The organism is Citrobacter cronae, assembly GCF_016893685.1.
GTDB classification, from domain to species: Bacteria; Pseudomonadota; Gammaproteobacteria; order Enterobacterales; family Enterobacteriaceae; genus Citrobacter; species Citrobacter werkmanii.
In genome coordinates this window covers 4162842-4175155 of the sequence record NZ_CP069763.1, presented here as the reverse complement: position 1 = coordinate 4175155, position 12314 = coordinate 4162842, and the positions used below count along the sequence as shown (strand labels likewise).

Annotated in this window: 18 protein-coding genes and 1 pseudogene (1 of these 19 only partly in view); 17 read left to right on the top strand and 2 right to left on the bottom strand. The window is 48.5% G+C overall.

Features of this window, described 5'->3' with window-relative positions; all coding sequences use genetic code 11:
• Both JSN25_RS18115 and JSN25_RS18110 read left to right on the top strand, forming a co-directional pair.
• A pseudogene (locus JSN25_RS18115) lies at nucleotides 1–74 on the top strand (IS3 family transposase); it begins 1074 nt to the left of the window's first position.
• 139 nt (nucleotides 75–213) lie between these two features.
• Nucleotides 214–528, top strand: coding sequence for a hypothetical protein (locus JSN25_RS18110; protein ID WP_071681809.1), 315 nt, complete (start codon nucleotides 214–216; stop codon nucleotides 526–528).
• Nucleotides 529–903: 375 nt separating this feature from the next.
• On the opposite strand, the gene JSN25_RS18105 is transcribed toward JSN25_RS18110, so the two are convergent.
• The gene (locus JSN25_RS18105; RefSeq protein ID WP_003832307.1) at nucleotides 904–1284 is read right to left on the bottom strand and encodes a helix-turn-helix domain-containing protein; all 381 of its coding nucleotides are present in this window, start codon (nucleotides 1282–1284) and stop codon (nucleotides 904–906) included.
• 105 nt (nucleotides 1285–1389) lie between these two features.
• Here JSN25_RS18105 and JSN25_RS18100 point away from each other — a divergent pair, with 105 nt between their 5' ends.
• The 9 genes from JSN25_RS18100 (at nucleotide 1390) to arsC (ending at nucleotide 8211) form a co-directional block, all read left to right on the top strand.
• On the top strand, nucleotides 1390–1602 hold the full coding sequence (locus tag JSN25_RS18100; protein ID WP_003832309.1) for a helix-turn-helix domain-containing protein: 213 nt from the start codon (nucleotides 1390–1392) through the stop codon (nucleotides 1600–1602).
• Between the two features lie 3 nt (nucleotides 1603–1605).
• On the top strand, nucleotides 1606–2160 hold the full coding sequence (locus JSN25_RS18095; protein ID WP_038643237.1) for a toxin YdaT family protein: 555 nt from the start codon (nucleotides 1606–1608) through the stop codon (nucleotides 2158–2160).
• 252 nt (nucleotides 2161–2412) lie between these two features.
• A complete protein-coding gene (locus tag JSN25_RS22235; protein WP_038643236.1) occupies nucleotides 2413–3324 on the top strand; it encodes a DnaT-like ssDNA-binding domain-containing protein in 912 nt (303 codons plus the stop codon).
• Nucleotides 3236–3781 (top strand): replication protein P, encoded by a 546-nt coding sequence (locus JSN25_RS18090; protein ID WP_127785720.1) that lies wholly within the window; start codon nucleotides 3236–3238, stop codon nucleotides 3779–3781. The genes JSN25_RS22235 and JSN25_RS18090 overlap by 89 nt, the downstream gene beginning before the upstream one ends.
• Before the next feature lie 123 nt (nucleotides 3782–3904).
• A complete protein-coding gene (gene arsR, locus JSN25_RS18085) occupies nucleotides 3905–4258 on the top strand; it encodes a transcriptional regulator (protein ID WP_204525212.1) in 354 nt (117 codons plus the stop codon).
• Nucleotides 4259–4305: 47 nt separating this feature from the next.
• Complete coding sequence (gene arsD, locus JSN25_RS18080; protein ID WP_204525211.1) at nucleotides 4306–4668, top strand: arsenite efflux transporter metallochaperone ArsD; 363 nt, start codon at nucleotides 4306–4308, stop codon at nucleotides 4666–4668.
• A 17-nt stretch (nucleotides 4669–4685) separates the two neighbouring features.
• Nucleotides 4686–6437, top strand: coding sequence for an arsenite efflux transporter ATPase subunit ArsA (gene arsA, locus JSN25_RS18075; protein ID WP_038641371.1), 1752 nt, complete (start codon nucleotides 4686–4688; stop codon nucleotides 6435–6437).
• 46 nt (nucleotides 6438–6483) lie between these two features.
• Nucleotides 6484–7773 carry an arsenite efflux transporter membrane subunit ArsB gene (arsB, locus tag JSN25_RS18070; protein WP_038641369.1) on the top strand — a complete coding sequence of 430 codons (1290 nt, stop codon included), beginning with the start codon at nucleotides 6484–6486 and terminating at the stop codon, nucleotides 7771–7773.
• Nucleotides 7774–7785: 12 nt separating this feature from the next.
• The gene (gene arsC, locus JSN25_RS18065; RefSeq protein WP_038641366.1) at nucleotides 7786–8211 is read left to right on the top strand and encodes a glutaredoxin-dependent arsenate reductase; all 426 of its coding nucleotides are present in this window, start codon (nucleotides 7786–7788) and stop codon (nucleotides 8209–8211) included.
• A gap of 67 nt (nucleotides 8212–8278) precedes the next feature.
• Here the strand turns inward: arsC and JSN25_RS18060 are convergent, their stop codons facing one another.
• Nucleotides 8279–8575, bottom strand: a complete 297-nt coding sequence (locus JSN25_RS18060; RefSeq protein ID WP_038641364.1) for an ArsR/SmtB family transcription factor — start codon at nucleotides 8573–8575, stop codon at nucleotides 8279–8281.
• Between the two features lie 100 nt (nucleotides 8576–8675).
• Between JSN25_RS18060 and JSN25_RS18055 the strand changes: the two genes are divergently transcribed.
• From JSN25_RS18055 to JSN25_RS18030, 6 genes are all read left to right on the top strand, one after another.
• The gene (locus JSN25_RS18055; protein WP_044700597.1) at nucleotides 8676–9767 is read left to right on the top strand and encodes a permease; all 1092 of its coding nucleotides are present in this window, start codon (nucleotides 8676–8678) and stop codon (nucleotides 9765–9767) included.
• 286 nt (nucleotides 9768–10053) lie between these two features.
• On the top strand, nucleotides 10054–10287 hold the full coding sequence (locus tag JSN25_RS18050; protein ID WP_038641360.1) for a DinI family protein: 234 nt from the start codon (nucleotides 10054–10056) through the stop codon (nucleotides 10285–10287).
• A gap of 45 nt (nucleotides 10288–10332) precedes the next feature.
• On the top strand, nucleotides 10333–10578 hold the full coding sequence (locus tag JSN25_RS18045) for a hypothetical protein (RefSeq protein WP_071681812.1): 246 nt from the start codon (nucleotides 10333–10335) through the stop codon (nucleotides 10576–10578).
• A gap of 129 nt (nucleotides 10579–10707) precedes the next feature.
• On the top strand, nucleotides 10708–10908 hold the full coding sequence (locus tag JSN25_RS18040) for a hypothetical protein (RefSeq protein WP_121528895.1): 201 nt from the start codon (nucleotides 10708–10710) through the stop codon (nucleotides 10906–10908).
• A 2-nt stretch (nucleotides 10909–10910) separates the two neighbouring features.
• Nucleotides 10911–11270 (top strand): RusA family crossover junction endodeoxyribonuclease, encoded by a 360-nt coding sequence (locus tag JSN25_RS18035; RefSeq protein WP_204525210.1) that lies wholly within the window; start codon nucleotides 10911–10913, stop codon nucleotides 11268–11270.
• Nucleotides 11267–12307 (top strand): DUF968 domain-containing protein, encoded by a 1041-nt coding sequence (locus JSN25_RS18030; protein WP_204525209.1) that lies wholly within the window; start codon nucleotides 11267–11269, stop codon nucleotides 12305–12307. Before JSN25_RS18035 ends, JSN25_RS18030 begins: the two co-directional genes overlap by 4 nt.
• The last annotated feature ends 7 nt before the right edge of the window (nucleotides 12308–12314 follow it).

Below are 12314 nucleotides of genomic sequence, written 5' to 3'. Positions count from 1 at the left end.
GGCATGGTTCTAGCGAACAGATGTCACCGACAGAATATGAAAACCAGTATTATCAACGGCTCGGAAGTGTCTAGATTATCCGTGGCGATTCAGACACCGCACTGGTTTACGCGCAAAATCAATCATTTTGGTTTCCTTGTTTTACCGGTCATTTCTCCATTTCAGGCTCGGTGGTAAGCTGGTATTTCCCATCTAGCCAGCAAGGACATAAAAATGGCCGCTCGACCAATAAGTGTTTTTTGGTTCAAGAACCGCGCACAGTATGATTCCTGTAAAGAAGTTCTGACCGATTCGTGGGTATTACCTGATGACTATCGGGACTGGCTCATCCGTTTCAATCAAATGATTGAGCGTTACGAACGTAGCGGTATCCAAGTTATTAAAATAGAGATAGAGCCCAACGAGTTCTCCGTTTGGTGCCTCTCCAATGGCTGTGAAATAAGCACCAAGAGCTGCAACGATTTCGCTGTTTTCCATGGCAGTAGCTATGCGATCCGCGACAGAGAACTTGATAGGGGATATGACTAAGCAAACCTTGCCTCCAACTTTAGTTATTTCGATCCTCATAATGTTTCCCTCAACATTCTGTCCCTGTGTCCAGTAACAGTGATACAGGGGGTTCTTCATTTAGCCTTATCGCTGGCAAGCGGAACGGTACTGACTGCTGCGCATTAATGTTCGCCATCTCATCCGGTGATTCGTATGCCGCCGGCAACTACTTCGTGGGCGTCCTGCCTCGATGACGTTTTTCAAAATGTGTTTATATTTAAACTCTAAATGTGTTTAAAAGTCAACACAGCATGTGTTTAAGGTGGTGTTGATGATAACGATATGGGAAAAGGGAGTGGGAAAGGCATAAAAAAACCAGCCAAGGAGGCTGGTTAGAGTGCTGAAAATTGTAGCTTAGTCGTCAGTTGGCTTTAATCGTCCCCGAAGGTATTTCTCAACATACTCATCAATTTCTTTCAGCCGTAATTGAAAGGTATCGATCATTCTGTCTTGTTCAGACTCCGGCAACTGGTCAAAAAGAGTAATCAACTTACGATGTTTTGGCGTTAACCATGATTCGGCGTGATCATCACCAAACATTAGCTCAGCCGGGCTAATGCCGAGAGCTTTAGATATCGTTATAGCGTCGTCAACGCCAACATTGCGGCGACCTGCTTCATAGTTCCCGATGCGTGACTGAGCCCACCCACATAACTCTGCGAGTTTAGATTGCGACATATTTTTCTGTTCGCGTAGTTGCTTCAGTCTGGCGGCAATTGCAGTGTTTATATTCATTACTGATTTTTACCACGTTACGTGTTAACGCTCAAAGAACGTTTCGTCTTGACTATCTAACACATTGTGTGTTTAATTCAGCTAAACACTATATGTGAGGACAAGATGAACAACATCGCCAAAGAACGGCAAGCGCTCGGTTTAACTCAAGAGCAATTAGCCAAATTATTCGGGTGGCGTCAGTCAAGGCTCTCAAATTATGAGAACGGAACACGCCAACCAGGCCTACCGGAATGCAGATTGATTGTGGAGAAGCTTAACGAGTTAGGGCGCACCTGCTCTCTTGATAGTGTATTTCCGCCACAAAGCGAGGTCTGAATGATGCAATCAGTAGCTTATACCCATAATAAACCACGAGTAGCCGCTCCGGTGAAATCGCAAAATCAATTTAAACCCCAGCGCCGTGACGGCATTCAGCACCGTGCCATATTGGCCGCCGTTCGTGAATGGGAATCGACATTACCAGGACAGGCACAGGAACGGATCACTCAGCTGGTGGCTGAAGAGTGGGCCAAAGCAGATGGACGGGGAATTGCTGTTAATAAACAGAATTTATTCCGATACCTGAAAAACGAGGGCGGTTCGGAAAAGTACACGGCTTACGTTATGCAGCTGTCAGGTTCAATTATTGCTGCTATGCCAGTTCAGATCGCCAGAAAGCACGGGTTAAGTAATGCGAGCACAGAAGCAGAGCTGGTGGCGAACGCAATCAAAGAGTGCAGTGAGGCACACCATGCGAAATTAATCGGCGCGCCATTACAAAAGCTCGAGAAGGAAATTCGTGAGGCGGCAATCGCATTGTTCAACATGTTACCTGCTGACGCGGCGGGACCACTACTGGCGAGTATAAGCGCCGTAGCGCCGCAATTGTTTTAATCGAGTTTTGACCAATGACCATTATTACTGCAACTCGCGGGGTGAAGTATGCCTAATCCTTTGGCTAAGGCCATGCCTAAGAGTAAGGCTAGTAACGAGCCTTACCGTAAGGTGAAGATCACCATGTGGGATGATCCTAAATTTCGAGCCTTATCACCACTCCCGCCAAGTGGGCAGAGTCTGTTTATTTACCTGCTTACAGGCCCATTCACGGGGATTATACCCGGGCTGTATAAGGCGGGAAGGGCGGCTATGGCCGAAGAATTAAACTGGGATGTCGAAGCCTTCGACTTAGCCTTAGGCGAAGCCATAGCGTTAGGTATGGTGGAAGCCGACCTTAAAGCCAGAGTTTTTTGGTTGCCTAACGCGGTGAAACATAACCCTCCAGCATCAGTGAACGTGATCAAATCATGGGCAAGATCGTTTGAATTACTGCCTGAATGTTCACTGAAAGATAAAGCATATGAAGCTCTCAAAGCCGCCTGCTACGGGGTTTCTGACGCTATGGGGACGGCTTTTGATAAGGCTTTCGCTTTGCCTAAGGATAAGGCTAAGTCTTTGGCTAAACCTTTGCCATCAGGTATCCAGAAAGCAGTTAGCAGTAAACAGATCTTAAACCCCTCTCTTAACGCGGGCGCGATGAAAAATCCGAATGGGGATGAACCGCCATCCCCGGTCATGCCCCGATACCTGGACGGTGTTGATGAACCGATCGGGAAATTCAGCATGACAGATAGCTGGCTTCCCTCCAGAGACTTCCGACAGCGCGCTGCATCGTGGGGTATCCCCCTGCCTGAACCAGATTACCTTCTGACTGAACTCGCAGAATTCACCGCGTATTGGGAGTCGGAAGGGAAAGTTTTTACTCAAATCCAGTGGGAACAAAAATTTGCCCGACATGTAGCCCGGGTGAGAACGCAGGTAAAACCAGAAACCGGAGGTAACAGTCATGTGGGAGCAGGATCAGAACCAACAGCATCCCGGGCAGTTCAGCAAATTCAGTCAGCACACGCAGAGTGGCGCCGCAGGAATGGACTTGATGGCGACGGAAACAGCCTGGCGACTGTGGCAGGTCATGGGGGAGGTGTATTCGAACCGATGGACCCAGAAGAACGGGGCGGAGCCTTCGCCTATCTGGATAGCCCAGATAGGTTCGATGACTGAACCTCAAATTCGGCTGGTCTGTCAGCAATGCATGGAGCGCTGCGCGATGGGAAATACATGGCCGCCTGACCTGGCTGAGTTTGTTTCTCTGGTTTCAGAGAGTGGGGCGAATCCATTCGGACTGAAATCGGAGCAGGTTATGACGGAATACCGGCGCTGGCGCAATGAGTCATATCGGTATTCAGGAAGCGATAAATATCCATGGCCTCAGCCCGTGCTGTATCACATCTGCATTGAAATGCGCAGAACGGGCGTAGAACGACAAATGACAGAGGGGGAGCTGAAACGACTGGCAGAAAAGTTACTCACGAAGTGGTCGAAGCATGTTGGTAATGGACTAAGTGTCCCACCAATTCGACGTCAACTGGAAGCGCCGCGCCATCCGGCAGGACCAACGCCAGCACAATTACTGATAGATGAATACAGGCGTCGAAAAGCGGCAGGATTAACAAATTGAATAATGAACAATCAGTAAATCTGATATTAAAACCACATAGCCATCGTATTCGAATTTTCGAATGTGATGGTTGACGACACTCAACTATTGCAGGAAACTACGGAGAGAATTCAGGAGACTAAAATGGCTGAACTAACTTCTCTACAACTCTTCAAAAACCTTTCCGATGAAACTCGGCTGGGCATCGTGTTGCTGCTTAGAGTAATGGGAGAGCTATGCGTGTGCGATCTCTGTACGGCGCTGGATCAGTCGCAGCCCAAGATCTCCCGTCATCTGGCAATGCTCCGGGAAAGTGGATTATTACTGGATCGCAAGCAGGGCAAGTGGGTTCACTACCGCTTATCTCCGCATATTCCGTCATGGGCTGCTCAGGTAATTGAGCAGGCTTGGTTAAGCCAACAGGACGACGTACAGGCCATCGCCCGTAAGCTGGCATCGGCAAACTGCTTTGGTAGCGGTAAGGCTGTTTGCATCTAAAAAATTTGCCTGAACATATATGATTTTTCGAATGTGAGGTATTCAGAATGAAGACGTTAACGGTGTTTGACCCGGCAATGTGCTGCAGTACCGGCGTATGTGGCTCAGATGTCGATCAGGTTCTGGTTGATTTCTCTGCTGATGTGCAGTGGCTGAAAGGACGTGGCGTACAGGTTGAACGTTATAACCTGGCGCAGCAGCCCATGAGCTTTGTTCATAATGAGAAAGCGAAAGTATTCCTCGAAGCATCTGGAGCAGAAGGGCTTCCGCTACTGCTGTTGGACGGTGAAACGGTGATGGCTGGGCGATACCCAAAAMGCRCTGAGCTGGCTCGCTGGTTYGGTATTCCGCTGGAGAAGGTAGGGTTAGCTCCCACCAGCTGCTGTGGTGGTAATACTTCCTGTTGCTGAATATGTCAGGAGGACATATGAAATTCTTAGAGAATATCCCGCCTTACCTGTTTTTTACTGGCAAGGGTGGCGTAGGAAAAACGTCCATTTCCTGCGCGACGGCTATCCGCCTTGCCGAACAAGGTAAGCGGGTTTTGCTGGTCAGTACAGATCCAGCCTCCAATGTCGGTCAGGTATTCGACCAGGCTATCGGTAACACCATTCGCTCTGTGACAGCAGTTACTGGACTTTCCGCTCTGGAGATTGACCCTCAGGAAGCTGCCCAACAATACCGCTCCAGAATCGTTGATCCTATCAAAGGTCTTCTGCCTGAAGACGTTGTTAACAGTATCAGCGAGCAGCTTTCAGGAGCCTGTACGACTGAGATTGCGGCGTTTGATGAGTTCACCGGCTTATTGACAGACGCTTCCCTGCTGACCCGCTTCGATCACATCATTTTTGATACAGCGCCGACGGGCCACACGATTCGCCTTCTCCAGCTTCCCGGTGCCTGGAGTAGTTTCATTGAAAGTAATCCGGATGGTGCTTCCTGTCTTGGCCCAATGGCCGGGCTGGAAAAGCAGCGTGAGCAGTATGCTCATGCGGTAGAGGCGTTGTCCGATCCTGAACGTACTCGCCTGGTTCTGGTTGCACGACTGCAAAAATCTACGCTGCAGGAAGTAGCCCGCACCCATGAAGAACTGGCCGCAATTGGCCTGAAAAACCAGTACCTGGTTATTAATGGTGTGCTGCCTAAAGCCGAAGCTGAACATGACGCGCTGGCTGCTGCGATATGGCAACGGGAGCAGGAAGCACTGGCAAATCTTCCTGCTGGTTTATCTGAGCTACCGAGAGATACCTTATTACTCCAGCCAGTAAATATGGTTGGTGTGTCTGCGTTGAAGGGGTTGCTGGATACCCGTTTTGATGCATTACCGCTCCCGGTACCGAACGTCCTGTACACGCCTGAAAACTTATCGCTCTCTGACCTGGTCGATGATATCGCCCGCAGTGAACATGGCCTGATTATGTTGATGGGCAAAGGTGGTGTAGGGAAAACCACGATGGCTGCTGCCATCGCCGTAAGGCTGGCAGACATGGGATATGACGTGCATCTCACCACCTCTGATCCCGCTGCGCACCTGAGTACAACGCTGAACGGCAGCCTCAAAAACCTGCAGGTCAGCCGCATCAACCCTCACGATGAAACCGAACGCTATCGCCAGCATGTTCTTGAGACGAAGGGAAAAGATCTGGACGAAGCAGGGAAACGGCTATTGGAAGAAGATTTACGTTCTCCCTGTACTGAAGAAATTGCCGTGTTCCAGGCTTTTTCCCGAGTGATTCGTGAAGCAGGTAAGCGGTTTGTTGTCATGGATACAGCTCCCACTGGGCACACGCTGTTGTTGCTGGATGCTACCGGGGCTTACCACCGAGAGATTGCCAAAAAAATGGGGGAGAAAGGTCATTTTACTACCCCAATGATGCAGCTTCAGGACCCGGAACGAACCAAAGTTCTGCTGGTCACTCTGCCTGAAACCACACCGGTACTGGAAGCGGCAAGCCTACAGGCTGACCTTGAAAGAGCGGGGATTCATCCATGGGGCTGGATTATCAATAACAGCCTTTCCATCGCGGATACGCGTTCTCCGTTGCTTTGCCAGCGCGCTCAGCAGGAACAGCCTCAGATTGAGGCTGTTAAGAATCAGCACGCTGACCATATAGCGCTCGTTCCGGTACTGGCTTCTGAGCCAACAGGTATTGAAAAACTCAGAGAGTTGGCGAGTTAATTTTTTGTTTATACAGGGCGGCAGATCCGCCCTGTCAGGAGGGTGTATGTTACTGGCAGGCGCTATTTTTGTCCTGACCATTGTCTTGGTTATCTGTCAACCGAAAGGATTAGGGATCGGCTGGAGTGCAACGCTGGGCGCGGGCCTGGCTTTGATTTCTGGCGTTGTGCATATAGGCGATATTCCGGTGGTGTGGAATATCGTCTGGAACGCGACAGCGACCTTTATTGCGGTGATTATCATCAGCCTGCTGCTCGATGAATCAGGCTTTTTCGAATGGGCGGCATTGCATGTTTCACGCTGGGGTAACGGTCGTGGCCGTTTGCTCTTTACCTATATCGTCCTGCTCGGCGCAGCGGTGGCGGCACTGTTTGCCAACGATGGTGCGGCACTTATTTTGACACCAATCGTTATTGCTATGCTGCTGGCATTAGGATTCAGCAAAGGTACCACGCTGGCATTCGTCATGGCAGCCGGGTTTATTGCCGATACTGCCAGCCTGCCGCTTATCGTGTCGAACCTGGTGAATATTGTTTCGGCGGACTTCTTTGGTCTGGGATTCACCGAATATGCATCGGTGATGGTACCGGTCGATATCGCCGCCATTATTGCCACACTAATTATGCTGCATCTGTTTTTCCGCAAGGACATCCCGCCAACTTACGATCTGGCCCTCCTAAAGAAACCAACAGAGGCAATAAAAGATACGGCTACATTCCGCACTGGCTGGATAGTTCTGATTCTCCTGCTTGTTGGTTTCTTCGTCCTCGAGCCGCTCGGTATTCCCGTTAGTGCGATTGCAGCGGTTGGGGCGATAATTCTGTTTGCAGTGGCGAAACGAGGCCATGCCATTAACACTGGTAAAGTGCTACATGGTGCACCCTGGCAGATCGTCATCTTCTCATTGGGGATGTACCTGGTAGTTTACGGTCTGCGCAACGCAGGGCTAACCGAATATCTTTCAGGTGTTCTGAACGTGCTGGCTGATAAAGGACTCTGGGCCGCGACGCTGGGTACTGGCTTCCTGACGGCTTTCCTGTCTTCCATCATGAACAACATGCCTACCGTGCTGGTTGGCGCTCTTTCTATTGATGGCAGTACCGCAACCGGCGTCATCAAAGAGGCGATGATTTATGCCAACGTGATTGGCTGCGATCTGGGGCCGAAAATCACACCTATTGGTAGCCTGGCAACGCTGCTCTGGCTACATGTACTTTCACAGAAGAATATGACCATCACGTGGGGATACTATTTCCGCACCGGGATTATCATGACTCTGCCTGTGCTGTTTGTAACGCTGGCAGCGCTGGCGCTACGTCTCTCTTTCACTTTGTAATGAGATACTGATATGAGCAACATCACCATTTATCACAATCCTGCCTGCGGCACGTCGCGTAACACGCTTGAGATGATCCGCAACAGCGGTAATGAGCCGACCGTTATTCTTTACCTTGAGACTCCACCTTCACGCGATGAGCTGGTCAAACTCATTGCTGATATGGGCATTTCCGTCCGGGCGTTACTACGTAAGAACGTCGAGCCATATGAGGAACTGGGTCTTGCCGAAGATAAATTTACTGACGACCAGTTAATTAACTTTATGTTGCAGCATCCGATCCTGATTAATCGCCCCATCGTGGTAACACCGCTGGGAACCAAACTGTGCCGTCCTTCTGAAGTTGTTCTGGATATCCTTCCTGATGCTCAGAAAGGGGCTTTCGCCAAGGAAGATGGCGAGAAAGTCGTTGATGATGCAGGCAAAAAATTGAAATAAGCGACAGGAGAGCCGCCTGTTATTTAGGCGGCTCCTTTATCAAATAAAAACAATGGATTGCCTCGATTTAAATCTTTGGACTGTTGATGCAACATTCTTCGCGTAGAAAATCAATAATCGACTCTAACTTGTCATATTGAGAAACGCAGATTAAGGAGCGGCTTTCGCGATTTTGTTTGACCAGACCTACGGAAACAAGAGCGGATATATGATGACTCAGTGTTGAAGATGGAATCGCAAGTTGTTTTTGTAGATCACCTACAGGTAAACCTTGTTCACCGGCTTTAACAAGGTGTTTGAAAATAAACAAACGTGTTGGATGTCCTAATTCTTTCATAGCTTTAGCTACTTCTTCTAGTTGCATGGTACCTTCCTCATCTATTGATATTTCGATAATACCAGAAATATGTTGATCTAACCTCAATAATTCGATTATTCTAGAAATATGGTTTATAGGGGGGTTCATGAATAGCTGGATTTCTATGTTTACTAACGCGGCAGAGATGTTCTTGTTTCTTGCTGTCGAGTTGTCTGCGCTTTTTTTTCTGATTAGTGCGGGTGTTAGCCTTATCAGGCAAAAAATTCCGGACCAAAAGATTCAAAGAATGTTAGGGGCGAGAAAGGGGAGAGGTTACATACTTGCATCGCTGTTAGGAGCTGTAACACCGTTTTGCAGCTGCTCTACAATTCCCATGTTACGCGGACTGTTATCAGCAAAAGCAGGCTTCGGTCCAACACTTACATTCTTGTTTGTTTCACCTCTGCTTAACCCGATAATCATTGGTCTGATGTGGGTTACTTTTGGTTGGAAAGTTACCCTGCTATACGCTGTTATAGCTGCAACAGTTTCCGTACTGGCAAGTATTTTGTTAGATGTGCTTGGTTTTGACCGACATATTGTCGAAACATCAAAACCGCTGGCTAGCTGTTGTGGTGTTAGCAGTGGAAAAACTCCTGAAACTAAACTACAGAGTGTTTCAGCTTGCTGCTCTGTATCAAATCAACAGGACATAGGGGCTAATAGTTGTTCTAAACCACAAGAAACGTTTAAGAGTTTCTCAGCATTTCGGGGCACAAATTGTGAATTGAGCTGCGAGACGGGCCAAACAAATAAACAATTCTTCCCGAAAAGTGTAGTAAGAGAGCCTGGTGCGATACGACTGGCATTTCAGGATGCCTGGACTCAATTTAAAGATGTATTACCTTATCTGATGTTAGGTATTGTTATAGGGTCGTTTATCTACGGTTTTATACCTGCAGAGTGGATTGCTGCTCATGCTGGGAATGATAATCCGTTTGCGATTCCACTAAGTGCAATTATTGGAATACCGTTGTATATACGTGCTGAGGCAGTAATTCCGTTGGCATCAGTCTTGATGGATAAAGGCATGGGAACGGGAGCAGTAATGGCTCTGATTATTGGTAGCGCAGGAGCTAGTCTGACGGAAGTAATACTGCTTAAATCAATGTTCAAAACACCCTTGATTGCTGCATTTCTGACCGTTATTTTGGGCATGGCGATTATTATGGGATACCTGACACAGTTGTTATTTTGATTGGGTATGTTAGACAGAACCTGAAAAAGTTGCAGGGGGAGACGAGCATATGAAAGTTGCGCAATCAATCCCAATCAAAGCAGTTATCCAAATTTAAGGACGTTGATATCTCAATACTTACAATGGTGTCAAAACAACAAGTCCTCATTGGATTGAACCCGCTTCGGCGGGTTTTTTTTGCATCTCATTTATAGGCTAAGGTTAACAATTTGTGCTCTTAAGTCATTGATCATTTCAATGTATCGGTGTACTGTACAAATATACAGTATATGCAGTGGAGGCTAATATGAAAGTTGAACTAACCATTGATCGTACTAAAGAACTTCCAAAGGGAGCAGTTCCGGCGCTGGAGAAAGAATTGCTTAAAAGGTTGGGAAACCACTATGAGAATTGCAGCTTGAGCATACGACGTGCAGGCTCCGATGGTTTAAGTGTGTTTGGTGGTGACAAGGAAGATAAAAAGAAAATTGAGACTATCCTCCAGGAAACCTGGGAAAGTGCTGACGACTGGTTTTATTAATTATTTTGGGTGTTACTTTTATCCCGTTTGCATGGGGGAGTTTAAGTGAAAGAAAAATTAGGATTGCCCAAAAAAGGCTACGCAGTCATCAGATGTCACGATGGAGTCATCGTTGCCAGGCTGCAATCATTTCCTGAGTGTGAGCGCGCCCTGATGTACCGTCGCGGTAGCATGGTGTCTTTCATGCCTCTTCAGGATAATGAAATTATTGGTACACCTACGTTGTTTACCCAGATGCTGGAAAGGGCTGGTTATCGCGTTACCCAAAAATCTGTTACACTCCCGTCATAGGCCTGAACAACCTATACCTGCTGCGCCACAGGAGAAAAGCCCCATGGCGCAAGATCAATTCAAGCAATCCCTCATACTGACGTTAACCAACGCCAGCGATTTTCTTTTTGCCGCATCCAGAGGTGCGTTATGAAGAAAAGCTGGTTTCAACATACACATCTCACCACTGAGCAGGCTGACGAACTGGAAGCCAACTATAAAGCAAAGCAGATTAAGACCGAGCGTAGTCTGGATAATGACTTTATTCACTGGACGATCAGCGCGTTCTTGCCGGAAGCATCTAAGCCTCCTCGCCAGGACAGAACCTGGCAACAACGGATCTGGAGGTGAATGTGAAAGTCTACGATATCACCCCAATGGGCAAGCCCCGAATGACGCGCGCTGACAAATGGAAAAAGCGTCCTGAAGTTCTGCGTTACCGGGCTTTCTGTGATGAAGTTCGTCTGCAGGGTGTTGAGCTGCCGGAAAGCGGTTCGCATGTCACCTTCATGCTTCCGATGCCAGCGAGCTGGAGCAAAAAGAAACGGGCTGAACTCAACGGTAAACCACACCAGGCTAAACCCGATTTCGACAACATGATGAAAGCCCTGATGGATGCTATTTACGAAGATGACGCTCACATCTGGGATTCACGCATCACAAAAATATGGGGAGAGAAGGGACAAATAATTATCGGGGAGATAGCAGAATGAGGGCGCTGCTTAAACCCGTGGTTGCACGTGAGCTTGGAATTGAGCTGCTCAAGCCGGGCAGCGAGCTGATGTCATTATTCAGTTGTGAACGTGTGCTGGTGGAAAGCCAGCCTGCAGGCATGGAAAGGTTGCCTGCAGGCCGTGTTCCTGACGTTCGCCAGCCGCTGGCCAGTGACGAGTCCCTGTGGCCATTCTTCCTGGATGAAAAAGTTATAAAGGCTGCTGGTGGTTTTAGTGGTCTTGATTACTGGCTTATGTGCTATGGCGATAATTGCTGCCAATGGCCACACAGCGATTACCATTATCACGAGTTAACCACTCTGCGTCATGAACCCGGATCTGTTCTTCTGTGTGGGCATTGTGATAACCATTTGCGTGACCACTACAGTGAACAACTTGCAGAACTGGCGAGACGTAATGTTATTAGCTGGATTATCAATAGCATCATGGTGGCGCTGAATCAGGATCCTTCCAGAGAACTGTCGCTGGCGGAGCTATGCTGGTGGGCGGTACGTATGGGTGTTACCGACGCAATTCCCGCATCAGTAGCCAGTCGGGCGCTTCGTATTCTTCCGGAAGAGCATCAGTCAGTCATGCATGAATGCGACATCGAACCGGGTGTTACCTCCACCAGCATCATTACAGCCAAAGCCAGCACAGTAACCGTGAACATGCCGCCAATGCAGTTGCCTGCGGTTAAGCCGGTAGTTGGTGTTCTGGTCGATCCTGAGTCCCCGCAAACCTTTATGAAACGTCCAAAGCGGCTCCGCTGGACGGACCCCAGATATCTGACGTGGATTAAAACTCAGCCCTGTGAATGCTGCGGCAAACCATCAGATGACCCACACCATTTAAACGGCTGGGGGCAGGGAGGGATGGCAACGAAGGCGCATGATATTTTCGCGATCCCTTTGTGTCGTCAGTGCCATACAGAACTACATAACGACCCGGTGAAGTTTGAGCGAAAGCATGTACCTCAGCCGGTAATGATAATCAGAGTGCTGGACCGGGCTTACGGGCTCGGTGTTCTGGCGTAAGGAGAAG

Bases quoted from the DNA above. Each gene is read 5' to 3' on its own strand.
- JSN25_RS18110 (WP_071681809.1), top strand. From the start codon at position 214: ATGGCCGCTCGACCAATAAGTGTTTTTTGGTTCAAGAACCGCGCACAG.
- JSN25_RS18105 (WP_003832307.1), bottom strand. From the start codon at position 1,284: ATGAATATAAACACTGCAATTGCCGCCAGACTGAAGCAACTACGCGAA.
- JSN25_RS18100 (WP_003832309.1), top strand. From the start codon at position 1,390: ATGAACAACATCGCCAAAGAACGGCAAGCGCTCGGTTTAACTCAAGAG.
- JSN25_RS18095 (WP_038643237.1), top strand. From the start codon at position 1,606: ATGCAATCAGTAGCTTATACCCATAATAAACCACGAGTAGCCGCTCCG.
- JSN25_RS22235 (WP_038643236.1), top strand. From the start codon at position 2,413: ATGGCCGAAGAATTAAACTGGGATGTCGAAGCCTTCGACTTAGCCTTA.
- JSN25_RS18090 (WP_127785720.1), top strand. From the start codon at position 3,236: ATGGGGGAGGTGTATTCGAACCGATGGACCCAGAAGAACGGGGCGGAG.
- arsR (WP_204525212.1), top strand. From the start codon at position 3,905: ATGGCTGAACTAACTTCTCTACAACTCTTCAAAAACCTTTCCGATGAA.
- arsA (WP_038641371.1), top strand. From the start codon at position 4,686: ATGAAATTCTTAGAGAATATCCCGCCTTACCTGTTTTTTACTGGCAAG.
- arsB (WP_038641369.1), top strand. From the start codon at position 6,484: ATGTTACTGGCAGGCGCTATTTTTGTCCTGACCATTGTCTTGGTTATC.
- arsC (WP_038641366.1), top strand. From the start codon at position 7,786: ATGAGCAACATCACCATTTATCACAATCCTGCCTGCGGCACGTCGCGT.
- JSN25_RS18060 (WP_038641364.1), bottom strand. From the start codon at position 8,575: ATGCAACTAGAAGAAGTAGCTAAAGCTATGAAAGAATTAGGACATCCA.
- JSN25_RS18055 (WP_044700597.1), top strand. From the start codon at position 8,676: ATGAATAGCTGGATTTCTATGTTTACTAACGCGGCAGAGATGTTCTTG.
- JSN25_RS18050 (WP_038641360.1), top strand. From the start codon at position 10,054: ATGAAAGTTGAACTAACCATTGATCGTACTAAAGAACTTCCAAAGGGA.
- JSN25_RS18040 (WP_121528895.1), top strand. From the start codon at position 10,708: ATGAAGAAAAGCTGGTTTCAACATACACATCTCACCACTGAGCAGGCT.
- JSN25_RS18030 (WP_204525209.1), top strand. From the start codon at position 11,267: ATGAGGGCGCTGCTTAAACCCGTGGTTGCACGTGAGCTTGGAATTGAG.